The sequence below is a fragment of the Nonomuraea sp. NPDC049625 genome, from assembly GCF_040675285.1.
GTDB classification, from domain to species: Bacteria; Actinomycetota; Actinomycetes; order Streptosporangiales; family Streptosporangiaceae; genus Nonomuraea; species Nonomuraea angiospora_A.
This window is the reverse complement of sequence record NZ_JBFAOQ010000024.1, coordinates 124,196-149,794: the sequence shown is the minus strand read 5'-3', so window position 1 is coordinate 149,794 and position 25,599 is coordinate 124,196. Positions and strand designations below refer to the sequence as shown.

Here is a 25,599-nt window from a genome sequence, read left to right as displayed (position 1 = left end):
ACACCGCTTTCTCATCGGCGTGCTGCTTGACCAGCGCGGCCTTCTCACGCCGCAGCCGCGCCAGCTCCTCCCGCTCGGACTCCTCCAGCGTTCCATTCCCGTCGCCGCCGCCGTTGTACTGCTTGGCGAGCCGATCCATCACCCGATTGTGCAGCGTGTACGGGCTGATCCCCAGATCTCGCGCCACCTGAGCCACAGACTTGCCGGTCTCCTCGACGATACGCACCGCCCCGGCCCGGAACTCCGGATCAAAGCGCCGCCGCGTGACTGCTGCCACGACCAAACCTCTCCCGGTTCGGTCTCCACGCTAAGAGGGGAAGCTCAGCTGGGAATGCCGGGCCATGTGCCGGACCTGTGCCGAAGAGCAACCGGTGAGCAACCAACGGCGTGTCTCCGCCTCGCCGAAGGTCCATGGAAAACAAGAAATCCCAGGTCGGATGGGGTGTGGAGTGGTACCCGGGGCTCGAACCCGGAACCTACGGATTAAAAGTCGGCTTGATTGGTGTCGCTCAGTGTCGCGGGATGACGTTTTCTATCACTGTGTCCGAGATCATCCCTGTCATCGTGCCGGGAAGTGACGATGGATGCTGCCCCATATCACGTACACGCGAGCAACCCCCGAGCAACCATGCGTTCTGGACCATCGCCATTATGCGCCATTTGTTCCCGATCTCGACACTGCTGTGTAGGGTCAGGATTTCGTGACGAGGCCCCAGCCCCACGGCAGATCGAACGCGTACGAGCAACCATCGAGCAGCCATCGGTAGGCGATGTGCGTCTGCTCGCCAGCAGAACTTGTAGTCGCTTCGAAAATGATGCAGAGCCTGATTGACGTGCATGGATATGGTTTTCTGCAGGCGCAGAGCCGTCGCGGTCCAGTGATGGATGCCCATCAAGGCAGGGCACCGGTGGTAACCAGGTCTGTGCCCTGCCGGGCTCGAATCGGCCGTTCGTGATCCGCGTGGTTCTCGCCCTCGCGTGAGTCTGTCAGGAACGTCCCCGGCCGGTGAGAATGTCTCGGATGCGGTCCACCAGTCCTGCGCCTGGCGCCAGCAACTTGTTGGCGGGCGGGGTGTCCGGCGCGGACGGGTGCGGCCGCGTGGGGGCCATCTTCTTGGCCCGCTCCACCTTGCCGCCCAGCTCGATCAGCTGATCGGCCGGGCACGCCTCGCGGAGGCGTGGGAACAGGTCGTTCTCCTCCTCCTGGATGTGTGCCCGGATCTGGCTCATCAGGAGTTGCATGGTGGGCCAGAAGTCGGCCTGGCCCGGCTCCAGCGCCTCCAGCCGCTTCATCGTCTCTTCCGCGTCGGCGTGCTCGGCGATCTCCTGATCGGCCAGCTTGCCGCCGCCGTGCACGTGTTCGCGTACGGTCGGGTAGAGGTACTCCTCCTCGGCAACGGAGTGCCGTACCAGCTCGATGACCACTTTCTCGGCCAGCGTCTTGGCCTGCTCACCGCCGTCCCCGGTCATCCGTTCGAGCTGGGTGAACATCTCCTCGACCTCGCGGTGGTCGATGACGAGGACCTCGATCATGTCCTGCTGCGTGCCCATGACAGCCTCCCTCGTGGTTGGCGTGCGGTTGGCATGGGCCCCGCCACCGCGTCACCTGTAGTCACAGCGCCAGGGACGCGGGCGGAGCCTCCTCGCCCTTGTTCCCACTGACAGGGGCTGAAACGTGCACGTGCCGGGTTGCGTCGTGTTCTGACGGCTCGGCCCGGGCAGGAGTGAGTGGAGACTTGCCGTGCCACGTCGGTGGCGCCGGTGACCTCTTTCTTCATGTGCGCGACCCGGCGCCGCGTCACGATGCCTGCGACCGCCACCGGCCGCCAGGTAGCCGCTGGCCAGTACAAGAGCGGCACGCGCACCCGAACCCAGGGCGAGGGCCAGCACGGCAACCGGTACCGCTCTTGCCGCCCCATCGCCTGTGCTGACCATGGGTGGCAGGCGGAATGAGGTGGCCGGTCATGGCGGCGGGACCTCCGCCTGCGGTTCGGCGGGCAGTTGTGGTTGGCCGGTGTACGGGTGGTGCAGGTCGAAGGCCGGGCGTTCGGTACCGATGCGGGGGAGGAAGGTGAAGTTGTGCCGCGGTGGCGGGCAGGACGTGGCCCACTCCAGAGAGTTTCCGAAGCCCCATGGGTCGTCCACGCTCACTTTGGGGGCGTGGCGGTGCGTCCAGTAGATGTTGTAGAGGAACACCAGGGTCGAGGCGCCGAGCAGGAACGCGCCGACCGAGGAGATCGCGTTGAGCGTGGTGAATCCGTCGGCCGGGCTGTAGTCGGCGTACCGGCGCGGGAAGCCGAGCACGCCGAGCCAGTGCTGGATGAGGAACGTGGTGTGGAAGCCGATGAACAGCGGCCAGAAGTGCAGCTTGCCCAACCTGTCGTTGAGCATCCGGCCGGTCATCTTCGGCCACCAGAAGTAGAAACCGGAGAACATCGCGAAGACCACGGTGCCGAAGACCGTGTAGTGGAAGTGGGCGACGACGAAGTAGGTGTCGCTGATGTGGAAGTCGAGCGGCGGCGAGGCCAGGATGACGCCGGTGAGGCCACCGAACAGGAATGTCAGGAGGAAGCCGACGGAGAACAGCATCGGCGACTCGAAGGACAGATGGCCGCGCCACATGGTGCCGGTCCAGTTGAAGAACTTCACCCCGGTCGGGACCGCGATGAGGAACGTCATGAAGGAGAAGAACGGCAGGAGCACCTGCCCGGTGACGAACATGTGGTGGGCCCACACGGTCATCGACAGTCCGGCGATGGCGATGGTGGCGCCGATCATGCCGAGGTAGCCGAAGAGCGGTTTACGGCTGAAGACCGGGATCACCTCGGTCACGATGCCGAAGAACGGCAGCGCGATGATGTACACCTCGGGGTGGCCGAAGAACCAGAACAGGTGCTGCCACAGGATCGCGCCGCCGCTGGCCGCGTCGAAGACGTGGGTGCCGAGCTTGCGGTCCGACTCCAGCACCAGCAGCGCCGCCGCCAGCACTGGGAACGCTATCAAGACCATCATGCTGGTCAGCAGGGTGTTCCAGGTGAAGATCGGCATCCGGAACATGGTCATGCCCGGCGCTCGCATGCAGATGATGGTGGTGATGAAGTTGACGGAGGCGAGGATGGTGCCCAGCCCGCTGAGTGCCAGGCCCATCACCCACAGGTCGCCGCCGATGTTGGGGCCGGGGGTGAACTCCGCCGTGGACAGCGGGGTGTAGGCGGTCCAGCCGAACGGGGCGGCGCCGCCGGGCAGGAGGAAGCCGCTGATCACTATGAGTCCGCCGAACAGGAACAACCAGTAACCGACCATGTTCAGCCGGGGGAAGGCGACGTCCGGGGCGCCGATCTGCAAGGGCATGACGAAGTTGGCGAACCCGCCGAAGAGCGGAGTCGCGAACAGCAGCAGCATGATCGTGCCGTGAATGCTGAAGAGCTGGTTGAACTGCTCTGCCGTGACGACCTGCAGTCCCGGAGCGAGCAGCTCGGCGCGGATCACCATCGCCATGATCCCGGCCAGGAGGAAGAAGATGAAGCTGGTCGAGAGGTAGAGATACCCGACCACCTTGTGATCGGTGGTGGACAGCCACGAGGTGATCAACTGCCCGGCCCTGGTCCGGTGGCTGACCTGGACGGGGGTCGTGGGCTCCGGCTGCTGCTCGATCTTGGCCACGACACGTTCCCTCCCGACGGCTGCCGGGGGGACGGAACTTGGACTTCCCGCTATGCCTTAGGCCTAATCGTTGCGAACTCCTTGAAGCCGGTCATGTCATGGTGAGTCGGCAAAGGGTCCCGTCAAGGAGCTCGACCTTGGGTGGGTGCGGGGCGAGCTTTGAGCGGTCGCGCCTGCTGGGGAACCTTTCTGGGTGCGAGGTGGCGCTTTGCCGGCTCGGCTTGCGGGAGACCTCGGCACCTGCCGGTAATTGGAGGCGTCGTGGGCGTACGCCGCGCGCGATCCTGCGTCGAACCGTACTTCGCCGTCCACCCGCGCCGCGAGATCACGTTGAAGCGTTGCGGACATGCCGGACCGACTACCCGGCACCCCGGTTTCAATCTTGTGGCCCGGGCAGGGCCTGGGGAAAGCCGCTATCGCAGGGAGGACCTGGTCATGGCTCCTACCGTCGCCGATTATCTGCTCCTGCGCCTGCGTCAGTGGGGTGTGGAGCACCTGTTCGGCTATCCGGGCGACGGCATCAACGGGATCATCGCGGCGCTGGGACGCGCCGATGACCGCCCGCGGTTCGTCCAGTCCCGGCACGAGGAGATGTCCGCGTTCCAGGCCGTCGGATACGCCAAGTTCACCGGCAAACCCGGGGTGTGCCTGGCGACCAGCGGACCCGGCGCGATCCACCTGCTGAACGGCCTGTACGACGCCAAACTCGACCACGTCCCGGTCGTGGCGATCGTCGGCCAGACGGCCCGCAGCGCGATGGGTGGCAACTACCAGCAGGAGGTGGACCTGCTGAGCCTGTTCAAGGACGTCGCGAGCGCGTACGTGCAGATGGCGACCGTCCCGGCGCAGCTGCCCAACCTCATCGACCGCGCGATGCGCATCGCCGTCGCCGAGCGCGCTCCGACCGCCGTGATCATCCCCTCCGACCTGCAGGAGGAGCCCTACGAGCCGCCCGGCCACGCGTTCAAGAACGTGCCGTCGTCGGCGCCCGGCTACACGCCGCCGGTGACCCGCGCACCGGAGGAGGAGATCGGCCGGGCGGCCGAGGTCCTCAACGCCGGGTCGAAGGTGGCGATCCTGGTCGGCCAGGGGGCCCGCGCGGCCGCCCCGGAGGTCGTCGAGGTCGCCGAGCTGACCGGGGCCGGGGTGGCCAAGGCGCTGCTCGGCAAGGACGTGCTGCCGGACGATCTGCCGTACGTCACCGGGTCCATCGGCCTGCTCGGCACCCGGCCCTCTTATGAGCTCATGCGCGACTGCGACACGCTGCTGATCGTCGGGTCCAACTTCCCGTACACGCAGTTCCTGCCGCCCTTCGGCGAGGCGCGCGGGGTGCAGATCGACCTCGACGGCCGCATGATCGGCATGCGCTACCCGACCGAGGTCAACCTCGTCGGCGACGCCGCCGAGACGCTGCGGGAGCTGATCCCGCGCCTGAACCGCAAAAAGGATCGGTCGTGGCGCGACACCGTGGAGGGGAACGTCGCGCGCTGGTGGAGCACGGTCGAACGCCAGGCCAGGGTGGAGGCCGATCCGATCAACCCGATGCTGCTGTTCTGGGAGCTGAACTCGCGGCTGCCGCAGAACGCCATCGTGACCGCCGACTCCGGTTCGGCCGCGAACTGGTATGCGCGCGACCTGAAGATCCGCGCCGGCGTGCGCGGCTCGCTGTCGGGGACGCTGGCGACGATGGGGCCGGGCGTGCCGTACGCGATCGGCGCGAAGTTCGGCCACCCCGACCGGCCCGTCATCGCCTTCGTCGGCGACGGCGCCATGCAGATGAACGGGCTGGCCGAGCTCATCACGATCAAGCGGTATGCCTCCCAGTGGGCCGATCCGCGCCTGATCGTGGCGGTCCTGCACAACAACGACCTGAACCAGGTCACCTGGGAACTGCGGGCCATGGGCGGCGCGCCCAAGTTCGAGGAGTCCCAGACCCTGCCGGACGTGTCCTATGCCGGCTTCGCCCGCTCGCTGGACCTGGAGGGCATCGAGGTCGAGAAGCCCGAGGCGATCGGCCCGGCCTGGGACCGCGCTCTGGCCGCCGACCGGCCCGTCGTCCTGGACGTCCACTGCGACCCGGACATCCCGCCGATCCCGCCGCACACCGACTTCGAGCAGCTCAAGGACGTCGCCGAGGCCATCATCAAGGGTGACCCCGACGCGATCGGCGTGGTCAAGAAGGGTCTGAAGACCAAGGCCCAGGAACTGTTCACCCGCGGCAAGAGCTGAGCACCGCATGAGCGGCCGGGACACCCTTGGCTGCGGTCGTGAGCCGGCGGACGCTGCTGGCCGCTGACAACGACGAACGGTACCGGCCACGGGCACGGTGGCTGCGATGGCTCCTTCCGCTGCCGGTCCAGATCGTCACAGGCGCTCTACGACTGCTGCGGCCGCGCGGTGAGTTCGCCGAGGTGCAACTGCCGGAAGACACGCGGGCCGCCGCGCGGCGCGGGTTCGCGGTGCTCGTTTCGCGCTGCTGGCCGCGGCGGTCCTGCCCGCGCTGCTGGTTACGCTGCGCGGCACGCCCATCGATCGTCTGACCGGGTTGATCGTGGCGGGACCGGCTGCCACCCTCGTGCTTGTGCTGCTGGCCGCCGGGTACGGGCGGCCTGCGTACCTCGATGCGGCCTTCGTCGTGGTCCTGCTGTCGTTCGCCGGCTCCCTCGTGTACGCCCGCTTCCTCGGGCGGACGCTGTGAGCGCGGCGCTGATCTGGGCGGGAGTGGTGGTGGCCGCGTTCGCGGCGATCCGGCTCCTGCTCACTTCGGACCGATTCAGGCGCCTGCACTTCGTCTCGGCCGGCTCGGTGCCGGCCGCGCCGCTGGTGATCACCGGGCCGGCACTGATGCCGTGGTCGTCGTGGCACGACATCGCCAAGCTGGTGGTCATGGGGGCCCTGCTGATCGCGACCGGGCCGGCGACCGTGATCACGACGGCGCACGCCGCGAGACGGAGACCCCATGACTGACGGTCTTCACGCTCCTGCTGACCGCGTTCATGGCGACCACGGTGGTCCTCACCCGTGACCCGGCGCGGCAGGCGATCGTGCTGTCCGGGTACGGCCTGGTGCTGGCGATCCTGTTCGTCGTCCTGCGGGCGCCCGACGTCTCGATGTCGCAGACCGGTGTGGGCACGGTCGTCGTCCCGCTCATCGTGATGCTCGCGATCCACGCGATCCGCCGGCACCACACCCGCGAGGCGGACGACGGTGAGGACCGGTGAGCCGCCGCGGCCGCCTCATCCTGTTCCTGACCACCGGAGCAGGGCTGGCCGTCCTGTTCGCGCTCGCCGCGCTGCGTCTCCCGGGCTTCGGCGGGGCCTGGCACCCGTACGGCGCGATCGCCCGCCACACCCCGAATGTCATCTCCTCGATCAACTTCGACCAGCGGGCGTTCGACACGCTCGGCGAAGAGCTGATCCTCCTGGCATCCGCGCTGGCCGCCGTAGTGATACTGCGCACGGTACGCGCCGAGCAGCAGGAGGCGGCGGGAGCCCACTCCCAGGGAGGGCCACGCCTCGCGTACGGCTACCGCAGCCGGGGCAGGACCTCGCGGGCGTAGAACTCGAAGAAGGCGTCCTGCTCCGTGCCGATCTGGCTGACATATACCTCATCGAACCCGGCATCCACGTACTTCTGGATCGCCTGGACGTGCACCTCGGGATCGGGGCCGCACGGCGTCGAGGCGGTGGCGTCCTCCTCGCTGACCATCTCCGCCAGCTGCGCGAAATGCCGTGGCAGGGGGAGCAGTTGGGAGGCTTCGCCCTTGATGCCTTCGGTCGGCCACAGCCGGTGCACGGTCTTGCGGGCGGCGGCCTGGTCGTCGGCGTAGCAGACCTTCAGCCCGCCCTGCGCGGGTTTGCCCGCCCCGCCGGACTCGCGGAACAGCTTGACCAGGTCGGCGTCCGGACCCGTGGAGATGTAGCCGTCGCCGATCCGCCCGGCCAGCCGTACCGACTTCTCGCCGAAGCCGGAGATGTAGACGGGCGGCGGGTTGTCGGGGAGCGTGTAGAGGCGTGCGTTGTCGACGGAATAGTGCCTTCCGCGGTGGGTGGTCAGCTCGCCGCTCCACAGCCGGCGCATCACCTCGATCGCCTCCTCCAGCATCTCCAGCCGTTCGGCCGCCGGCGGCCAGCGGGATTCGACGATGTGCTCGTTCAGCGCCTCGCCGGTGCCGACGCCGAGCTGGAAACGCCCTCCCGTCAGTACGGCGCTGGTCGCGGCGGCTTGCGCGATGACGGCGGGATGGATGCGTACGAGAGGGCAGGTGACCGCGGTCGTGATCGGCAACGTGACCGCCTCGGCGATCGCTCCTATGGTCGACCAGACGAAGGGGCTCTGCCCCTGTTCGTCGAGCCACGGATGGTAATGATCGGAGATCCACAGGCCTTCGAATCCTGCCTGCTCGGCGAGTTTCGACTGCCGGACGAGCTCCTTGGGCCCGTGCTCCTCGCTGCTCAGAAAGTATCCGACGCGTGCCATTGCAGAGCCCTCCTGGCCGTGCTGAGTCGCGCGACCGCGTTGTTGTCGAACCTCGCGCGAGGCCCGGCAGCTTCACCTGATGTCGGAACCAGTACCGCCGACCGCCGACCGGACGGCCGATGACGATGATCCCGATCGTGTACAGCACAGATCGGTTTGGGCGCCGGTTCCCTTGATCAGATGAGACTGGCGCATGGTCTCGGATGGGCTGTCGAGTGTGGGCTACCCGATGCGTTCGCGGTAAACGATCCGCACGGTAGAGCTTTCACGGCGAGGAGCGCTGAGGCGTTGCCTGGATGGATGCGGTTACTCGTATGAGGCTGTGCCGATCCGGGGGCCGCATCCACCTGCGCCTGGTCGTCCATGCCCCTGCCGGCGGAGCGTCCGCAGGACCGACCCGGCCTGGGCGCGCCCGAGCTGGGCCGGCGGCCGGTCGTTGGGCTGGACAGTCGGAACGCCCTCTCACGCGAGCGGCAAGCCGTTGCATGCGCACAGACCGATCGCATGAATCGTCGCTGCCCGGGCAGGGGTGGCTAGGAGCAGACGGAGAAGGCCGTCCGGCGTTTTTGATGTGGGGGCAATGCCGGATGGTCATCGCCGTATCGGCCAGATGGGAAATGACCGCGTTGCGACACAGCAGCCCGGAAGAACCGGGAATCACGCGCCGGCGTCGTGGCCGCGCGTTCAGTTACCACTACGCAGACGGCCGCCAGGTGCGAGATTCCCACGTCCTGACCAGGATTCGCGCGTCGGCGATCCCGCCCGCGTGGCGGCAGGAGCAGGACCGGATCAAGTTCGACCGGGTCACCGAGATGGCCGAACGTTACGGGCCGGCGGGGCTGAGTACGACTCCTTCGGCCTGGCCACGCTCAGGGCCGAACATGTCACCTGCACCGGCGACGTTGCGCGGTGCCGCTTCGAGGCCAAGGGCGGTAAGCAGCAGGACATCGAGATTCACGACGGCGAGGTGAGCGCCGTCGTGGCCGCACTCCTGCGTACAGGCCACGAGGGCGAATTGCTGCGCTACCGAAACGGTTCAGGCTGGAAGGACGTACGGGCCGAGGACATCAACGACTATCTGCGCGACCTGCTCGACTGCGAGGTGTCGGCCAAGGATTTCCGCACCTGGCACGCCACCGTCATGGCCGCCGAAGGGCTGGCCCGCATGTGTTCGGTTGGCGTGCACAGGCGCTGTCTGATCGTTCAGCGAACTGGCGATGGCTCGCTCCACGCTGGGATGGACGGTGCTGGGCATCGCGATCTCGGTACTTCACGGTGTGTGAGCACGCAGCATGGCCTTGAACGGGGCATCTGGCCAGCGGCGGGCGCCGACGGCACGACCACCCACCTAGCCGCGGCGGCGCTCGCCCGCGGCGTCCAGCGGCGGCTGATGGGTCACCAGTGCCTGCAGCGCCAGCCAGGCGATCACCCGGTCCTCGGTGGCGTTGATCGACAGACCGGTCAGCTCCTCCACCCGGGCTATGCGCTGGCGCAGCGTGTGCCGGTGGATGCCGAGCTGTGACGAGGCGGCCTCCCAGCTGGCGTTCTCGCTGAGGAACACCTGCAGCGACCGCAGCAGCACCGGGTTGTCCAGCAGCGGCAGCAACGGTGAACGCAGCGCCGCCTGCGCGGCCGGGTCGAGTCGCTGCAGCACCAGCCGCCCGGTGGCCAGCTCGCCGAAGGCGACCATGGGCTCGGCGTCGGCGACGGCCACGGCCAGCGCCTGCTCGGCCTGCTGGCGGCTGAGCTCGGCGCGCGCGAGCGGCTGTGCCGTACCCACGCCGCAGCGGGCAGGGACGCCGTCGTCGGCGGCCGCGCGCACGCGATCGGCCCAGCGGCCCAGCTCATCCTCCGGGACCAGCACCGTGACCTGGGCGGAGTCGGAGCTGACGAGCTGCGGCAGGTCCAGCTGGGTGCACCAGTCCAGTACGTTCTCCTCCAGCGGTACGGCACGCGAGCGCGAGCGCAGCAGCGCCACGGCCACGTTGCCGGCCGGCAGGTTCCATCGGGCGGCCACCCGCTCGATGAGTCCCTGATCCCCGGACATGAGCGCGTCCACCGCGTCTGCCCTGGTCAGATGCCAGGTGTCGCCGCCGCTGAGCGGGTTGAGCGCCAGGTCGAGCAGGAGCGCGGCGTGCTGGGCCAGCTCCCTGGTGAGGCTGATCCTGTCGGGGCGCGCGGCCACGACCAGGTGAGCGCGCGGTCGGATGGGATCGCCCACGCCGTACGCGGTGATGTTGGGGTGCCTGATGCGGGAGCGCTGGCCGGAGGCGGCGGCCCGGGCGTCGTCGAGGTGCACCCGTGCGGCGCCCACGGCCGCGTGCACCTTGCCGTGCCGGTCGAGCAGTACGGCCCAGCTGTCGATGCGGGCGGCCAGCACGGTGACGATGCCCTGCGTGCCCGCGCTGCGGGCCACCCGGGTCATGGCCGAGACGCCCTCGGCGATCAGCCGGGCCTGTGCCGCGTCGGAGCGCAGCAGGTCGGCGTTGAGCTCGAAGGTGACATCCTGGAAGGCGACCCCTGCGGGCACCTCGAGGATCGGCAGGCCGCACGCTTGCGCCGCGTCGACGAGGGCCTGCGGCGTCCTGGTGTGGTGTGGCCCGACACCGAAGCCGATCGCGGCCACTCCGGCCTTGACCAGCCGTTCGGCATAGGCGCGCTGCCCGGCGGGATCGTCGAGGGTGAGGCCGACGGTCAGCAGCAGCTCGCCGCCCTGCAGCCACGGGGTGGGGTCAGCGAGCTCCGACAGATGGGTCCAGCGGATGGGCCGGTCGAGCGCGGAGTCGCCGGACAGCACGCGCAGCCCGAAACGCTGAGCGACGTCCCCAACCGTCTCCAACATAGCGAATCGTCGCCCTAATCCCTGGTCAATGGACATTTGGCCACATGCCTCATCAAGGCGGCAATTCATACCATGACCATCACGTTGCGTAACGCCGGGTGCCATCTTCCCTATTCCCGGCCCTATCGAGGAGGTCAGGTGCGAGCCGCGGTATTCGAGTCGGCGGAGTCCCCCGTCGTGATCCAGGACGTGGACCTGGCCCCGCCCGGTCCGGGCGAGGTACGGGTGAAGATCGCCGCTGCCGGAGTGTGCGGATCGGACCTCCACGTGCGGCGTGGCGAGTGGGACGTCCAGGCTCCCCTGGTGATGGGCCATGAGGGCTCCGGCGTCGTCACCGCGCTCGGGCCGGGCGTCACCAGCCTGGCCGAGGGCGATCACGTGGTGCTGTCGTGGGTCGCCCCCTGCGGCCGGTGCCGGTACTGCCGGTCCGGCCACGAGGCCCGCTGCCAGGTCGCGGCCAACGTCGTGGCCCCGGGCGGCGTGCTGCAGGACGGCACCAGCAGGCTCAGCCGCGGCGGCGAGACCATCTACCACTACCTGGGTGTCTCGTCCTTCGCCGAGGAGGCCGTCGTGCCCGCCTCCGGCGCGGTCAAGGTCCGCGACGACGCCCCGCTCGACACGGTCGCGCTGGTCGGCTGCGCGGTCGCGACCGGGGTGGGCGCCGTGACCAACACCGCCGCGGTGGTGCCGGGCAGCACGGTGGCCGTGATCGGCTGCGGCGGCGTCGGGCTGTCCGTCGTGCAGGGCGCCAAGCTGGCCGGCGCCGAGCGGATCATCGCCATCGACACCCGGCAGGAGAAGACCGCCCTGGCCGCCGCCCTCGGCGCCACCGACCAGCTGCCGGCCGAGGACCCGGTCGAGGCGCTGCGCGACCTGCTGCCCGACGGCGTCGACTACGCCTTCGACGCGGTGGGCCACCAGTCCACGCTGGAGGCCGCCATCAAGATGCTCGGCCTGGGCGGCGCGGCCGTCGCGGTCGGCCTGCCACCCAAGAACACCCTGGCCCGCTTCGACCCGCTCGTACTGGCCGAGGCCGACCAGCGCATCCTCGGCTCGAACTACGGCAGCGTCCGCCCGGCGATCGACATCCCCGCGCTGGTCGACCGCTACATGGACGGCCTGCTCCGGCTCGACCAGCTGGTCAGCCGCCGCGCCGCACTCAACGAGGCCCCCCTCGCGCTGGAAGCCCTGGCCAGCGGCGAGGCACTGCGTACCCTCCTGATCCCCTGAGGAGACATCCCCCATGACCCAGACACCCGTAGTGCAGGCCGAAAGCGGCCTCAAGAAGGGCGCGATGTCGGCCGGCGAGGTCGTCGCCCAGGCCCTCGCCAACATCGCGCCGAGCGCGGTCATCGCCTTCAGCGTGGCCGGCATCTACGCCAGCTCGGGCAACGCCTCGTGGCTGTCGTTCACGCTGGCCACGATCGTGATCCTGGCTGTCGGCTACTGCATCGCCCAGTTCGCCAAGCGGCGCGCCTCGGCGGGCTCGCTCTACAACTACGCCGCACAGGGCCTGGGGCCCTTCGGCGCCTACCTCACAGGCGTCACGCTCATCATCGGCTGCTTCGGCATCGCGGCCGGCTCGCTCGGCGGGGCCGTCTACCACTTCACCGTCTTTTTGTCGCAGATCGGCCTGCCGATCGAGGGCACGGCATGGAACGTTCTGCTGGCCGTCGTGATCGGCTCGCTGGCCACGCTGTTCACCGTGTGGGGCATCCGGCTGTCGGCCAGGATCTCGCTGATCCTGGAGGTCGTCTCCATCACGATCATCACGCTGATGTTGGTCGTGGTGCTCTTCTGGGGCGGCGGCCCGGTCGTGGACACCGACCAGCTGACGCTCTCGGGAGCCGCCCCGCACGGCGTCGCGGTCGGCATGGTGCTGGGCATCCTCGGCTTCGTCGGCTTCTCCAGCTCCGACGCGCTCGGCCGGGAGGCCAAGGACCCGTTCAAGGCCATCCCGCGGGCCATCATGTGGAGCGCGTTCGGCGTCGGCCTGCTCTACATTTTCGCATCCTACGTGCAGGTCGCCGGCTTCCACTCGCTCGGCGACCTCGGCGCGAGCGCGAACCCGCTGGACGAGCTGGCCAAGGCCGCCGGGCTGCCCGACTGGATCAGGCCGGTCCTCAGCCTCGGCGTCACCGCGTCGTTCTTCGCCGTGGTGGTCGCGCCGATCAACGTCATCGGGCGGATCGTGTTCGTCATGGGCAAGGAGGGCGTGCTGCCCGCCTCGCTCGGCCGTACCCACCGCACCCAGCAGACGCCGCACCGTGCCATCCTGGCCGTCGCGCCCGGGGTCGTGCTGCTCACAGCGGTCCTGTTCGCGCTCGGCGTGGACGGCATGGAGATCGTGGTCAACGTCGACACCTACGGCACCTACGGCTACATGATCGCCTATGCGGTCGTCGCGCTGGCCACGCCGATCTTCCTGCGCCGCGAGGGCGTACGGCTGCCGCTGGTGTGGCCCTGCGTGGTGGTGTCGGTGGCCGGGATGGCCTACGTGTTCTGGGTCAACGTGGTTCCCTGGCCGCAGTGGCCGCTGAACTTCGTGGTCCTCGCGTTCTTCGCCACGGTCCTGGTGACACTGGCCTGGTACGGCTACCTGCGTTCGGCACGACCGGCCGCGATCCGGGCGATCGGCACCACCGAGACCGACTTCCCCGAGATGGCCTGAAGCCGGGCAGGAGCGTGCTCAGGTCGTCGGCTCCGGTCGTCGGGGCGCCGCGGGCAGTGCCTGCCGTCGCGGATGAGCAGCGCGAGGCCCGCTGCGACGAGCAGCGCTACTCCCGGCGAAGGGATGGGCGATCGCGAGCACCTGCAGGCCCTGGTGGCTTCGTGAGCGCCGCCTGCAGGAGCCGGGGCCGACCCGCCGGCCCCGGAGGATCCGCTGCAGCCCGGCGTCACCGGCCGTTGAGCTCGCAAACCTCGGCGGCAGGAGTCGCGCCGGCGCGGCCAGGACCGCTCGATCAGCCCCGTGGGGCCGGCGTCGGACGAGCTTTGGGGTGAACTCTAGCCAGAGCCGAGCGAGCCGACCGTCACGCGCCACTGGCGCAACTGCCGATCCCTGGTGACCTGTAGTTGTGTGTACGGGTCCTGGTCGACGAGCGCCTGCGCCGCGGTCTCGTCCTCGGCCTGTAGGACGATCATGCCGGCCGTCAGGTCCGTGTATGGGCCGGCCGCGACGAGGCTGCCCTGCTCGAAGAGCTTGTTCAGGTGTGCGAGATGGTCTTCGCGGCGCTCCGCTCTCAGCGGGGTGTCGTTGTAGCCGTAGGTCAGGACGAACAGTGCCATGCCGAGATACTCCTTTTCATATCAATCCGGGACTATCTGACGTCGCCGGTCCAAGCCCTCCCGGGCCCCGCGGCCCGAGGTCCAGCAGTTTCAGGTCAGCCCTCCAGCCCGTACACCCGTCGTGCGTTGCCGGCGAAGATGTCGTGTTGGTCGGCGGGTGGGAGATGAGCCAGTGCGTTCTTCCACGCGTCGACCAGGTGCGGCATCGTGGTCCAGATCTTCTCGACCGGGAAGTTGGTGCCGAACATGGCTCGGCCGGCGCCGAACCAGCCGATCACCTCGTCTGCGACGAAGGAGATGAGGTCAGGATCCACCCGGTGGACGAAGGTGCCCTGCCCGGTGAGCTTGACGACGATGTTCTGCCGCTCGGCCAGCGCGGCCATCCCGGCCCGCCACGACTCGAGGCACTCGAGCCCGATGAGCATGCCCGCGTGCACCAGGACGAAGGTGACGTCAGGGAAGACCGCCGCCAGCTCGACCGCATCCGGCATCTGTTCGGGAAAGACCTGCAGCTCGAACAGCCAGCCGTGGTCGGCGAGCGCGCCGATGTTCTTTCGGAAGACCGGATCCTTCATACGATCGGGCGCCGCGGCGAACCGGAACTCCGGGCGCTCGTGCCAGTGCAGTTGCTGACGGATCCCCCGGATCAGCGGCGTGAGCGCGGCCTGTTGTCGCATGGTGTCCGGAGCGCTCTCGTCGAACATGTCGGCCGATCCGATGACGGCCATCGGCCGGCCCGTCTCCTGATGAACCTCGTTAAGCCAGCGCACCTCGTCCACGACCCGGTCGAGCGGCCAGTTCGTCTGCACGTAGACCGACTCGCTGATGCCTGCGGCCGTGGCGTCGGCGACGTACTCGTCGATCAGGTAGTCCCGCCTGATCGGCTCGTACGGGCCGAAGATCCGCGGCACCATCGGTCCGGACAGCCAGGGCAGGTCCCCGGCCCGCCAGATGTGGTGATGCGAGTCGACGATGTCGCCCGTGTAGCGGGTCGCCTCCGGCATGACGATCACTCCCTGATCAAGGTCTGTACCTGCTCGTACGCCGTACGCAGGTCGCGCACGCCCGCGAGCGCGTCCACGCTGCCGAGCACGGCCGACATGCCGCGGGTGATCGGCCGGTACGCCGGGTCGCAGGCGAGCGGCGACCACCACAGCAACCGGTGGCTCAGCAGCGACAACCGCCGTACGGCCGCCTGCATGGGCCGGCAGTCGCCGCGTTCCAGGCCATCGGAGAGCACGATCGTCAGGGCGCCGCGCGCCACGGTGACATGCCGGGCGTTGGCGAGGAACTCCTGGAGCGAGGCGCCGATCCGCGTCCCGCCCTCGGCGTCCAGGACGACGTCGCTCAGCGAGCCGACGGCCGCGTCGACGTGCCGTGCGCGCAGCTGCTCGGTGACGCGGGTCAGCCGGGTGCCGAAGGTGAACACCTCGACGCGGTCGAGCCGGCCGACCACGGTGTGGGCGAAGCGGAGGTAGTGGGCGCTGTGCTGCTTCATCGACCCCGACACGTCGATGAGCAGCAGCACACGGCGCTGCCGCCGCGGACGGTTGCGCCGGCGCAACGTCACGATCTCCCCGTGGCTGCGCCTGGACTCACGGCAGATCCTGGCGACGTCGATCCACGGACCTCGCCGGGCAGGCCGCCGACGTCGCGACCGGATCGTCGGCACCGCTCCGGGTAGTTCCCGCCGCAGCAGCGAGAGCACGGCCCGGTCGTCCTCGCTCGCCGGGCCGAACACCGGGCGTCTCTCGCGCTCCGAGGAGCCGGCCTTCAGGCCCGCCTCCCCGCCGAACGTCGCCGTGAGAGGAGCCTCGTCCCCCTTCCCGCGCGGCGCGGAGGCCTCGTCGTCGGGGGACTCCTCATCGGGGATGCGCCGTGCCGTGACCTCGCCGAACCAGTGCTCGAACGTGGGGGAGTACACCTCCAGGTCTTCGTGGGAGGTGGTGAGCGTGGCCACCCCGATCCAGTAGAGGTGTGTGGCGTCGCGCGGGCCGACGGCCTCGATCGCCTGAAGGAAGACCCGCTGTTTGGGCACCGGTACGGGCAGGCCCCGATCGTGCAGGTCCCGCAGGAACCCGTGCACATGATCGCCGACGCGTACGAGGAGGGACTGCTCAGTCACCGAACACCTCCGCGGTGTGGCGGCCGAGGAGCGCGAGGTCCTCCTCGTGCTTGACGAGCAGCCCCGCGGACCGGCGCATCGCCTCCAGCCAGCTCGAACCCTCGCGGGTCAGCGTCTGCACGCCGCGGGCCCAGGAGACCGACTCGGCGATGCCCGGGCGTTTCAGCAGAGCCAGCCCGCGGATGCGATGCACGGCGGCCACGAGGCGCGCCGCGCTCCTCTCGTCCAGGCCCGGCGCCTGCGCCCGGATGATCGCTCGCTCCCGTTCGGCGTCGGGAAAGGGGATCCAGTGGTAGAGGCACCGGCGCTTGAGCGCGTCGTGCAGCTCGCGGGTCCGGTTCGAGGTGAGGACGACGAACGGGACGCTCGCCGCCGTGATGGTGCCGATCTCCGGGATGGTGATCTGGAAGTCGCCGAGGAACTCCAGAAGGAAGGCCTCGAACTCGCTGTCCGCCCGGTCGATCTCGTCGATCAGCAGCACCGCGCCGGACGCCGCCCGCAGCGACCGCAGTAACGGCCGCTGCAGCAGGAACTCCTCGCGGTACAGGTCGCCGACGCCGCGCCCCTCCACCTCGGCGGCCCGCAGGGACAGCAACTGTTTGGGGTAGTCCCACTCGTACAGGGCCTGGGAGGCGTCCAGTCCTTCGTAGCACTGAAGCCGGATCAGCTCGCGGCCGAGGATCCGGGCCAGGACGTTCGCGACCTCGGTCTTGCCGACCCCCGGCTCGCCCTCCAGCAGCAGCGGGAGCCCGAGCGTGCCTGCCAGGTGGAGGGCGGTGAGCAGACCCTCGTCGGCGAGGTAGCCCTCCGCGCCCAGCCGCCGGTCCAGCGTGTCCTGATCAACCAGCACGGCCGGCCCGCAGCTCGTCGAGTCCGCGCAGCACCTTCTCCGGGGTGAAGGGCATGCTCGTCAGCCGTACGCCGACCGCGTCGTACACGGCGTTGGCGATCGCGGGGATCGGCGCGTTCGCCGTCATCTCGCCGATCCCCTTGGCCCCGAACGGCCCGTTGTCGGCGGGCCGTTCGAGGAACAGGCTCGTCTGCGCCGGGATGTCGGCCGGCCCGGGCATCAGGTATTCCGTGAAATCGACCGGGCCGTGCTCGCGCGAGTGCGGATAGTACGGTTCGGTCGATTCGAACAACGCGTGCGACAGGCCCATCCAGGCGCCGCCCTCGACCTGCTGCGTCGCGAGGGCCGGGTTGAGAGCCCGGCCGATCTCGTAGGTGTTGTAGAGCCGCAGCACCTCGATCACGCCGGTCTCGTCGTCGACCGCGACCTCGGCCACCGTGCACGCGTGCGCCTGGCAGGAGTCCGGGTCCATCTCGCCGGTCTCCGGCACCGGGGAGCTCGGCTCCTTGAGGTAGATGCCCCGGCCGGAGATGGTCCGGCCCTGCCGGAAGTGCGCGGCGAGCGCGACGTCGCTGATGTGGATCTTCTTCTCCGACGATCCCTTGAGGCTGACGAAGCCCGTGCCGTCGGTCTCCAGGTCCTCCGCGTCGACCTCCAGTTCGTCGGCGGCGACCTGGAGCATGACCTCCCTGGCCTCGCGCGCCGCCATGATCACGGCGTTGCCGACGCGGTGGGTGCCGCGGCTGGCGAACGTTCCCATGCAGTGCGGGCCGGTGTCGGTGTCGGCGGTGTCGACGATGACGTTCTCGATCGGAATGCCGAGTGTCTCGGCCGCGCATTGGGCGATGACCGTCCGCAGCCCCTGGCCGAGATCCACCGAGGAGAGCGTGACGACGAATCCGCCCATCGTGGTGGCGTGGACGAGTGCCTGCGACGGGTCGCCGCCGAGGTTCATGCCGGTCGGGTAGTTGACCGCCGCGTATCCGCGGCCGTGCCGTAACGCCATCGCTCAGCCCTCCGGTCGTTCGGTCGAGGACATCGCCCGGTACTCCGGCGGAAGGTCGTGCCCCACCAGGTCGGCGGCGCTCTGGATCACCTCGACCAACGCCGTGCCGGACGCGATCTTGCGATGAGCTTTCATGTCGCCGTCCCGGTAGGCATTCTTGAGCCGGAGCCGCAGCGGGTCCATGTTCAGCTCCCGGGCGATGCGGTCCATGTGCGACTCCAGCGCGAAGTCGCCGATCGTGACGCCGAACCCGCGCATGGCGCTGGACGGCGTGCGGTTGGTGTAGACGCAGTACGCGTCGACATGGACGTTCGGGATCGTGTACGGGCCGGGCATGTGCGCCGCCGCCTTGGTGGTGCCGTACGGGCTGTGCCGGGAGTACGCGCCCGCGTCCACGTAGAGCGTGATCTTGCGGGCGACGATCCGGCCGTCGTCCATGACGCCGTCCTTGATGGAGATGCGCTCGGCCGCTCGAGGGGACGACACCTGCATCTCCTCGGCGCGGCTGTAGACGTACTTGGCCGGCCGGCCGGTGAGCATGGCGGCGATGCACGCGAGTGGCTCGACGATGACGTCGACCTTGCCGCCGAAGCCGCCCCCCACGGTGCCCCCGACGACGCGCAGGCTGGTAGGCGGGACGCCGAGGATGAGCGCGGTGTTGTCGAGGGTGAAGAAGGCGGCCTGGGTGTTGGTGTGGATGCGCAGCCGGCCGTCGCCCTGAGGGACGACGATGCAGCCGGTCGGCTCGGTCGGCGCGTGTTCGATGGGGGAGGAGCTGTAGCGGCCCTCGATGATGCGGTCCGCCTCGGCGAAACCTCGCTCGATGTCGCCGAAGCGGATCCGGCGGCAGTGATGTCCCTCGTACACGAAGTGGTTGGCGCCCGCCTGTTTGATGATCGGGGCGCCGTCGGCCAGCGCCTCCTCGACGTCGAGGACCGCGGGCAGGTCGGTGTAGTCGACCGTGACCCGGGCCGCGCCCTCGCGGGCGGCGTCCTCGGTCTCGGCGACGACGGCGACGATCGGCTCGCCACGGTAGAGGACCCGATCCTCGGCCAGCACCGGCTCGTCGTCAGGTCCCACGCCGATCAGGCGCAGCACGGTGTACCAGTTGTTCGGCACGTCCTGGTGGGTGATGACCCGAATCACGCCCGGGACTCCGAGGGCGCCGGAGACGTCGACCCGGTTGATGAGGGCGTGGTGCCGCGTGGACCGGTGGATCTTGACGTGCGTCATCTCCGGCAGCGCCATGTCCTCGAAGAAGACCGTGCGGCCGGTGACGTGAGCGCGGGCGTCCGAGCGCGGGACGGCGGAGCCGATGACGGCGAAGTCGTCCGCGCGCCCGCCCTTGAAGTACGTGGTGTCGATCGGGGTGAGGCGCGCCATCAGACCTCGGCCTCCGCGTTCGTGAGCGGGGCGCCGCGGCGGCGTTGCGCGGCGGCGAGGACGGCGGTGATGATCGGCTCGTATCCCGTGCAGCGGCAGACGTTCCCGCAGATCGCCTCGGTGACATCCTGGCGGGTCGGATCCGGCTTCCGGTTGAGCAGGGCCGTGGCGGACATGATCATCCCCGGGGTGCAGAACCCGCATTGCGTCGCGAAGAGGTCGACGAACGCCTGCTGTACGTCGCCGAGCCGGTCGCCCTCGGCCAGGCCCTCGATCGTCTCCACGGCAGAGCCGTCGATCGTCACGACGGGGATCAGGCACGAGACCACGGGCCGGCCGTCCAGCAGCACCGTGCAGCTGCCGCAGCCCCCTTGCGCGCAGCCGCGCTTGGCCCCCATCAGTCCCAATGTGTCGCGCAGCGCGCTCAGCAGCGTCGTCGACGGCCGGGCGATCAACTCCCGCTCGGTGCCGTTCACCTTGAGCGTGACGATGGTCGAGGGCATGCGATCCCCTTTCAGGCCCCCAGCAGGGCGCGACGCAGGTGGACGGGGTAGACCCGAGCGCGGTACCAGGCGGAGGCGTAGGCGTCGTCGAACGGCTCGATGACGTCGGCTCCGGCTGCCTGGGCGACGACCTGGGCGTTCAGCGGCGCGCCCAGCAGAACGCGCTCGGCGCCGACCGCTCGTACCAGGCGCCGCGCCAGGCCGCCGAGCACGAGACGGATGTCGCTGACCAGGCCGTCCTCGATCGTGATCCGGGCCGCCACCGTCACGATGGATCCCGAGTTGAGCCGCCGCCGGCTCGCCTTGTAGAACCGGAACGCGTCCTTGGCCGGAGCGGTGAACCGGACACGGGTCACCAGGTCGCCCGCCCGCAGGCCGCCGGTGACGACCTGCTCGAGCGGCTCGCGGCGGGCTCCGTCGGCGCCGAGCACGTCCAGCTCCGCGTCCAGGGCCAGAAGAGCCGCCGCCAGGTCGCCGTACGGTTGGGGCACGAAAAGGTTGCCTGCCACGGTGGCGAGGCTGCGGACCGGCGGCGCGGCGATCGACCGCACACAGCCGGACAGGTAGCTCAGCCGATCGTCGTCCTCGATGTCGGCGAGAGTGGTGGCCGCGCCCAGGGCCACCGTGTCGCCTTCGACGTCGATGCCGGACAGTCCCGCCCGGCGCAGGCTGACCAGCCGCAGGTCGCGGCCGGCCTGATCGTCCAGGCGGGCCAGCAGGTAGGTGCCGCCGCCGAGGGGTACGGCCCCGGCTTGAAGCGCCGCATGAGCCGCTTCGGGACTCTCGGGTGTCTGAACGGAGGTCAGCATGTGCACTCCACTTATCGATATCGATAATTAACTTACGTGGCATGATCGAAGAGTCAAGGGCCCTCTGGGCCCGCAACGTCAGGAGGTTTCTTGTCGGAACCCACGGGGAGCCCGCGCTCCGCGCGACCGACGCTGAGCCGACAGATCCGCGACGGTCTGCTGCAACGGATCGTCTCCGGCGAACTCGGCGAGGGCGACCGGCTCATCGAGACGAAGATCGCCATCGAGTTCGGAACGAGTCAGGCCCCGGTCCGGGAGGCGCTCCGGCAGCTTGAGGGCCTCGGCCTCATCGACGGCCGGCCTCGTCACGGCAGCCGGGTGCTTCCCTTCGCCGAGCAGACCATCCGCGAGGCGTACATCGTGCGGGCGGCCCTTGAGGAGACCGCGACGCGGCTCGCCATGCTGGCCGGAACCCTCCCCTTCGACCGGCTGGGGGAGGCGGTCGAGGAGATGTACCGCAGTGCCCAGGACAACGACGTGCACGGCATCGGCCTGGCCAGCGCGCGGTTTCACCGGCACGTCGTGCAGGCCGGCGGCAACGTGCTGCTGACCCGCGCCTGGGAGGCGCTGCAGATCGAGGCGCGCACGGCCATCGCTCTCATGGTCACCAGGCCGAAACTCGAGCGGGTCGCCGACGAGCACCGCGAGCTGCTGGACGTCATGCACGCCGGGGACGTCGAGGTGGCCTGCCGTCACGCCCGTGACCATCAGTGGGCCTACGCCGACACGCCGCACGACCCTTACGGAACGCCGAAACATTAGGGGTCAGCGCCTTTCTCGACGCCGGCCGGTGTTCCCCGCTACCGTGCGCGACCGCCGCCGTTGATCAGCGCTGAGTAAATGAGATCATCGGCAGGGCGCAGTTGCCCCGTGGTCATCGCCGCGCTTGGCGTGCGCGCAGCTCGGGCCGTCAAGAGAGGCAGACGCGTGCGGCATGATGGTCGCCCGTGCTCCTCCGCCTGGTCTACCTCACCATCACATTCACCGCGCTGTGGTTACTGCCCATCCATGCAGCTTGAACTGGCCTTCCTGAGATGTAGCTCCTCGCCTCGGAACGCTTGTCACCAGTGGGTCGCGCTCATGGCTGTCCTGCTGTTCACAAGTGCCGTCCCCGGCCTAGGCTGGCGGGGATGACGGGATCGGTGGCGGGCGCGCGGACACAGGAGCAGATGCGGCAACGAAACCTGAGTGAGGTGCTGCGGCGCGTCCATAAGGACGGGGCCGTGTCACGGGCCGCGCTCAGCCGCCGGATGGGCCTCAACCGCAGCACCATCATGGACCTGACCGCCGAGCTCGCCGCCGCCGGGCTGGTCCGCGAGGACGTCCCCATCGGGCGGGGTCGCGCTGGGCGGCCGTCCATCGTCGTCATGCCCGAGCAGGGGACGCTGTACGGGCTCGCGTTCGACGTCGCCGTGGACCGGCTGCTCGCGGCCCGTGTCGGGCTCGGCGGCCGGGTCCTCGACCGCCGCGAGGCCGTGCGCACCCGCGCCGGGGTCGACCTGGAGGACGTCGTCGGCGTCCTCGCCACCTTCGGCCGCGAACTGGTCGCCGGGGCCGGTCCGGGCGCGTTGTGCGTGGGTGTGGGCGCGTCGTACTGCGGGTTGATCAGGCGCGCCGACGGCACGGTCCGGTACGGGCCGCACCTCGGCTGGGTGGACCAGGCGTTCGGCGCGGAACTCGCCGCCGGGCTCCGTCTCGGGCTTCCCGTCGAGGTCGGCAACGAGGCACACCTGGGTGCGATCGCCGAGCACGTACGCGGCGCGGGATGCGACGTCGACAACCTCATCTACCTGCACGGGGACGTCGGCGTCGGCGGCGGGATCATCGTCGGCGGCAAACTCCTGGACGGAGACGGAGGCTACGGCTGCGAACTCGGGCACATGCTGGTCAACCCGTTCGACGGGCGGCCCTGCCTGTGCGGGTCGCGCGGCTGTCTGGAGGCCGAGGTGGGGGAGGAGGCGCTGCTCGACTACGCGGGACGGTCCGGCGAACTCGTCGGACGCGACGGTATCCGGTCAGTCGTCGCACTCGCCGGGACCGGCGACGCCCGCGCGCGGGACGCCCTCGACCGCATCGGCGACTGGCTCGGTGTCGGCGTCGTCAACCTCATCAACCTGTTCAACCCGGCGCTCGTGGTCTTCGGCGGGATGCTCCGCGATGTCTACCCGGGCGCCGCGTCACGCGTCCGTGCCCGGATCGACGCGCATGTCCTGCCGGTGTCGCGCGAACGTGTCCGCCTGGCCGTGACGGCCCTCGGCGACGACACCACGCTCGCCGGTGCCGCCGAACTCGCCTTCGCCAACCTCCTGGACAACCCCCTCGACACGCTGGCCACCCTGCGCTGATGGGATCAGGACGGCCGCGCCGCTGTGGCGGCCTGTGATCATGGGTTCCACGGCACGGCAGCATCGCCGACTCCGGCACCCGGGTGGTGGGCGTGGGCTCCTCGACACCCTTCGTCGTACCTGCACCCCGAACGACTTGGAGCCTGCCGACAAAGGGTTTGGTCGATGGGGCGGAGACGGGGGATGCCTTGGTCGAGGCCATCTTCGAGTGATATGCCCGCGATCGGGCCCAAGGAGGACCACAAGGCCGCCGCCCCCCTGCGGGCGGCCGGCGATCAGGGACGCGGGCCGAAGCCTTGGGTTGCGAGCCACGTGGCGCAGAGGCCGAGCCAAGCGGACGCGGTCGGTTCGCTCTGGGCGAGCCCGAGCCCGTGCTTGCCCTCGGGAAAGACATGGAGCTCGAACGGCGTGCCGGCCTGGGCGAGTGCGGCGGCGAGATGGCCGCCGGCGGAAAATCCCATGACGGGACCCGCGTGGCGCCACGTTCCCGGACGACGTGCATCGCCTGGCGCAGGTCGTCCAAGGGAGCTGGATGCAGCGGCTCGCGGCCCGGCTCGCCCCCGGCCACCCGGTAGCGGAGCACGTAGGCGTCGACGCCCAGCGCGACCAGCCAGCGGGCCACGTCCGTGCTCTCGTTCTCGGCCAGTCTGGCGTAACCGCCGCCGGGGCACACCACCACCGCACCCGTGGCCGGGATGTCCGCTCCGTACAGCGTCAGGCCGGGGGTTCCGGTAGCAGGGCCCGGAGGAGTCGTTGACCGGAGCGGAATGTCGATCATGTACTGGAACTCTACCCCCGAGGGCTACGGACCTCCCTGAGCTCACTCGTTGTAGACGGTCTCTGGCGGCGCGGTCAGCACGTCATGCACGAACTGTTCTTCCGCGGTCCAGTTGTCGGGGTCGAGCCTTCTCCGGGCCAGGCTTGCCCCGTGGCGATACCTTGGTCCACCCCTGCTCTTGGCCGTTACGTCCACCCCTGCTCTTGGCCGTTACGTCCACTCCTGCTCTTGGCCGTTACGTCCGGGACGAAAGTTCAGTTCGGTCCTCGTCCTTGTGCGCGAGTCGGGACTCAACAGGTTCTCAACAGCCTCTCAACACGCGCGAGGCTACGTTCTCCGCATCCGGTACGACCAAGGAGAGGCAATGCGAACGATTAAGACCACCATCCTCGGTGCCGCGGTCGTGGCCGCCGGACTCGCGGTCGGAGCCCCTGCCCAGGCGGCCCCCACGGCGAAGTCCGGCACGGCCGCCGCGGCCCCCGCAGGCGTCACCGCGGCGACCACCGCGACCTCGTGCCAGATCCGCGTCTACAAGCCGGAGATGCGCAGGGGACACGTGGCGGCGACCTCGTGGGCCCCGGGGTGCCGGTCGTCCGCGCGGGTCTCCATCCAACTCCAGCGCAAGCGCTGGTGGGGCTGGCAGAAGATCGCGGGCACGACCTACAACGCCCCGGGGCCGAAGACTCTGTACAAGGGGTGCAAGCGCGGCACCACGTTCACCTACCGCCTGATGGGGCACCTCATGGGGGGCGGCAACGGGTACAGCCCCACCATGCGGGCCAAGTGCCCCTGATCGGCCCGTCGGCAACCAAGATCGCCTCCTTGGGCCGCGCCATACCGTGGGCCCGCAGCGACCCGTACTGGCGGTGGCGGCGAAGCTGACCTCCGAGGAGCACGACAAGCCCCGCACCTCCTGGCCCCCGTGTCCAGGAGGTGCGGCGGTTTTGGGGCAGGAACGGTGCGACGTCGTCGAGTAGCCAGCCCCCGCAGAACGGCGGCGAACCTGAAGTTCTGTCTGGTCAGCTCCTGCGCGGCCGGTACTCGGGCACTTATGTCCGAGCTGTCTCGTTAGCTTGGTGAGGCAAAGATCAGAAGGAGCTTGGGTGCCGGAGAGCGTGCATATTTGGCGGGACGCGGAAGGCGTGGCGCGAGGCGTCAGGGTCACGGACTGGCTCTGGCCCGCCTACAACTACACGATCCGCTACGACCGGCGCGGCGCCCAAGTGCACCTCGAGGGCAAGGTGCTGGTCGGGACCGCCGGATACGTCGCCGAGCTGGGCTGCTATCGATTCACCGCCGTGGGCTTCCAGCCCGACCACATGCTGAGCGAATGGCGATGGCCGACGCTCGCGGACGCTGCCGCCGGAGTCGCCCACGCACACGCGAGGCACGACACCATGGAGATGTCGACGATGATCGCCGTCATGTAGGACGCAGGGCCTCTTTCCCCTGCCCGCTGGATCCAGCCGCGCCCCTCGGTGCCGTCCTGGGGAAACACCCGCCGCGGCGCCGGTGACTCCCCTCCCGA

Annotated in this window: 25 protein-coding genes and 2 pseudogenes; 13 read left to right on the top strand and 14 right to left on the bottom strand. The window is 69.4% G+C overall.

The annotated features are described in order from the left end of the window. The 3 genes from AB0J87_RS57215 to ctaD form a co-directional block, all read right to left on the bottom strand. Window positions 1-277 (bottom strand): transposase (locus tag AB0J87_RS57215; protein WP_363983234.1); only part of this gene is annotated, 277 nt, incomplete at its 3' end. 710 nt (window positions 278-987) lie between these two features. Next, window positions 988-1,551, bottom strand: coding sequence for a hemerythrin domain-containing protein (locus AB0J87_RS57210; RefSeq protein WP_363983231.1), 564 nt, complete (start codon window positions 1,549-1,551; stop codon window positions 988-990). Between the two features lie 411 nt (window positions 1,552-1,962). Then, the gene (ctaD, locus tag AB0J87_RS57205) at window positions 1,963-3,591 is read right to left on the bottom strand and encodes a cytochrome c oxidase subunit I (RefSeq protein ID WP_363983252.1); all 1,629 of its coding nucleotides are present in this window, start codon (window positions 3,589-3,591) and stop codon (window positions 1,963-1,965) included. Window positions 3,592-4,098: 507 nt separating this feature from the next. Between ctaD and AB0J87_RS57200 the strand changes: the two genes are divergently transcribed. From AB0J87_RS57200 to AB0J87_RS57180, 5 genes are all read left to right on the top strand, one after another. Next, complete coding sequence (locus AB0J87_RS57200; RefSeq protein ID WP_363983228.1) at window positions 4,099-5,892, top strand: thiamine pyrophosphate-requiring protein; 1,794 nt, start codon at window positions 4,099-4,101, stop codon at window positions 5,890-5,892. 244 nt (window positions 5,893-6,136) lie between these two features. Further along, complete coding sequence (locus tag AB0J87_RS57195; protein ID WP_363983249.1) at window positions 6,137-6,361, top strand: MrpF/PhaF family protein; 225 nt, start codon at window positions 6,137-6,139, stop codon at window positions 6,359-6,361. Then, window positions 6,358-6,630: a monovalent cation/H(+) antiporter subunit G gene (locus AB0J87_RS57190; RefSeq protein WP_363983225.1), complete on the top strand. Its 273-nt coding sequence runs from the start codon at window positions 6,358-6,360 to the stop codon at window positions 6,628-6,630. Before AB0J87_RS57195 ends, AB0J87_RS57190 begins: the two co-directional genes overlap by 4 nt. A gap of 29 nt (window positions 6,631-6,659) precedes the next feature. Continuing rightward, the gene (locus tag AB0J87_RS57185) at window positions 6,660-6,884 is read left to right on the top strand and encodes a DUF4040 domain-containing protein (RefSeq protein WP_363983222.1); all 225 of its coding nucleotides are present in this window, start codon (window positions 6,660-6,662) and stop codon (window positions 6,882-6,884) included. Continuing rightward, window positions 6,881-7,222: a hypothetical protein gene (locus tag AB0J87_RS57180; protein ID WP_363983219.1), complete on the top strand. Its 342-nt coding sequence runs from the start codon at window positions 6,881-6,883 to the stop codon at window positions 7,220-7,222. The genes AB0J87_RS57185 and AB0J87_RS57180 overlap by 4 nt, the downstream gene beginning before the upstream one ends. On the opposite strand, the gene AB0J87_RS57175 is transcribed toward AB0J87_RS57180, so the two are convergent. Continuing rightward, window positions 7,189-8,142 (bottom strand): LLM class F420-dependent oxidoreductase, encoded by a 954-nt coding sequence (locus tag AB0J87_RS57175; protein WP_363983216.1) that lies wholly within the window; start codon window positions 8,140-8,142, stop codon window positions 7,189-7,191. The genes AB0J87_RS57180 and AB0J87_RS57175 overlap by 34 nt on opposite strands. A 296-nt stretch (window positions 8,143-8,438) precedes the next feature. On the opposite strand from AB0J87_RS57175, the pseudogene AB0J87_RS57170 reads away from it, so the two are divergent. Then, a pseudogene (locus AB0J87_RS57170) lies at window positions 8,439-8,876 on the top strand (hypothetical protein); the annotation flags it as partial. A 32-nt stretch (window positions 8,877-8,908) separates the two neighbouring features. Continuing rightward, window positions 8,909-9,298 (top strand): annotated as a pseudogene (locus AB0J87_RS57165) (hypothetical protein); the annotation flags it as partial. Window positions 9,299-9,490: 192 nt separating this feature from the next. On the opposite strand, the gene AB0J87_RS57160 reads toward AB0J87_RS57165, so the two are convergent. Beyond that, window positions 9,491-10,984, bottom strand: coding sequence for a PucR family transcriptional regulator ligand-binding domain-containing protein (locus tag AB0J87_RS57160; RefSeq protein WP_350737906.1), 1,494 nt, complete (start codon window positions 10,982-10,984; stop codon window positions 9,491-9,493). Between the two features lie 138 nt (window positions 10,985-11,122). Here AB0J87_RS57160 and AB0J87_RS57155 point away from each other — a divergent pair, with 138 nt between their 5' ends. Together AB0J87_RS57155 and AB0J87_RS57150 are read left to right on the top strand one after the other, a co-directional pair. Next, on the top strand, window positions 11,123-12,214 hold the full coding sequence (locus AB0J87_RS57155; RefSeq protein WP_355381591.1) for a Zn-dependent alcohol dehydrogenase: 1,092 nt from the start codon (window positions 11,123-11,125) through the stop codon (window positions 12,212-12,214). Window positions 12,215-12,227: 13 nt separating this feature from the next. Beyond that, complete coding sequence (locus AB0J87_RS57150; RefSeq protein ID WP_350737900.1) at window positions 12,228-13,655, top strand: APC family permease; 1,428 nt, start codon at window positions 12,228-12,230, stop codon at window positions 13,653-13,655. A 335-nt stretch (window positions 13,656-13,990) separates the two neighbouring features. On the opposite strand, the gene AB0J87_RS57145 is transcribed toward AB0J87_RS57150, so the two are convergent. The 8 genes from AB0J87_RS57145 to AB0J87_RS57110 all read right to left on the bottom strand — a co-directional run bounded on the left by AB0J87_RS57145 (window position 13,991) and on the right by AB0J87_RS57110 (window position 20,948). After that, window positions 13,991-14,272: a YciI family protein gene (locus tag AB0J87_RS57145; protein WP_363983211.1), complete on the bottom strand. Its 282-nt coding sequence runs from the start codon at window positions 14,270-14,272 to the stop codon at window positions 13,991-13,993. Between the two features lie 95 nt (window positions 14,273-14,367). Then, window positions 14,368-15,276, bottom strand: coding sequence for an amidohydrolase family protein (locus AB0J87_RS57140; RefSeq protein WP_363983208.1), 909 nt, complete (start codon window positions 15,274-15,276; stop codon window positions 14,368-14,370). A 5-nt stretch (window positions 15,277-15,281) separates the two neighbouring features. Continuing rightward, window positions 15,282-16,397 carry a VWA domain-containing protein gene (locus AB0J87_RS57135; RefSeq protein WP_363983205.1) on the bottom strand — a complete coding sequence of 372 codons (1,116 nt, stop codon included), beginning with the start codon at window positions 16,395-16,397 and terminating at the stop codon, window positions 15,282-15,284. Further along, a complete protein-coding gene (locus tag AB0J87_RS57130) occupies window positions 16,390-17,247 on the bottom strand; it encodes a MoxR family ATPase (protein ID WP_363983202.1) in 858 nt (285 codons plus the stop codon). The genes AB0J87_RS57135 and AB0J87_RS57130 overlap by 8 nt, the downstream gene beginning before the upstream one ends. Beyond that, window positions 17,237-18,253, bottom strand: a complete 1,017-nt coding sequence (locus AB0J87_RS57125; protein ID WP_363983199.1) for a molybdopterin cofactor-binding domain-containing protein — start codon at window positions 18,251-18,253, stop codon at window positions 17,237-17,239. Before AB0J87_RS57125 ends, AB0J87_RS57130 begins: the two co-directional genes overlap by 11 nt. A 3-nt stretch (window positions 18,254-18,256) precedes the next feature. Beyond that, window positions 18,257-19,636, bottom strand: a complete 1,380-nt coding sequence (locus tag AB0J87_RS57120; RefSeq protein ID WP_363983196.1) for a molybdopterin cofactor-binding domain-containing protein — start codon at window positions 19,634-19,636, stop codon at window positions 18,257-18,259. Next, window positions 19,636-20,139: a (2Fe-2S)-binding protein gene (locus AB0J87_RS57115; RefSeq protein ID WP_363983193.1), complete on the bottom strand. Its 504-nt coding sequence runs from the start codon at window positions 20,137-20,139 to the stop codon at window positions 19,636-19,638. The genes AB0J87_RS57120 and AB0J87_RS57115 overlap by 1 nt, the downstream gene beginning before the upstream one ends. 11 nt (window positions 20,140-20,150) lie before the next feature. Further along, entirely contained in the window at window positions 20,151-20,948 is a 798-nt protein-coding gene (locus tag AB0J87_RS57110) for an FAD binding domain-containing protein (protein ID WP_363983190.1), read from the bottom strand. Window positions 20,949-21,038: 90 nt separating this feature from the next. Between AB0J87_RS57110 and AB0J87_RS57105 the strand changes: the two genes are divergently transcribed. Together AB0J87_RS57105 and AB0J87_RS57100 are read left to right on the top strand one after the other, a co-directional pair. Next, window positions 21,039-21,710: a GntR family transcriptional regulator gene (locus tag AB0J87_RS57105; protein WP_363983187.1), complete on the top strand. Its 672-nt coding sequence runs from the start codon at window positions 21,039-21,041 to the stop codon at window positions 21,708-21,710. Between the two features lie 368 nt (window positions 21,711-22,078). After that, window positions 22,079-23,293 (top strand): ROK family protein, encoded by a 1,215-nt coding sequence (locus AB0J87_RS57100; RefSeq protein ID WP_363983184.1) that lies wholly within the window; start codon window positions 22,079-22,081, stop codon window positions 23,291-23,293. A 275-nt stretch (window positions 23,294-23,568) separates the two neighbouring features. On the opposite strand, the gene AB0J87_RS57095 is transcribed toward AB0J87_RS57100, so the two are convergent. Next, the gene (locus AB0J87_RS57095; RefSeq protein ID WP_363983181.1) at window positions 23,569-23,754 is read right to left on the bottom strand and encodes a hypothetical protein; all 186 of its coding nucleotides are present in this window, start codon (window positions 23,752-23,754) and stop codon (window positions 23,569-23,571) included. A gap of 681 nt (window positions 23,755-24,435) precedes the next feature. Here AB0J87_RS57095 and AB0J87_RS57090 point away from each other — a divergent pair. Both AB0J87_RS57090 and AB0J87_RS57085 read left to right on the top strand, forming a co-directional pair. Next, window positions 24,436-24,864, top strand: coding sequence for a hypothetical protein (locus AB0J87_RS57090; protein WP_363983178.1), 429 nt, complete (start codon window positions 24,436-24,438; stop codon window positions 24,862-24,864). Between the two features lie 310 nt (window positions 24,865-25,174). Continuing rightward, window positions 25,175-25,501 (top strand): hypothetical protein, encoded by a 327-nt coding sequence (locus tag AB0J87_RS57085; RefSeq protein ID WP_363983175.1) that lies wholly within the window; start codon window positions 25,175-25,177, stop codon window positions 25,499-25,501. The last annotated feature ends 98 nt before the right edge of the window (window positions 25,502-25,599 follow it).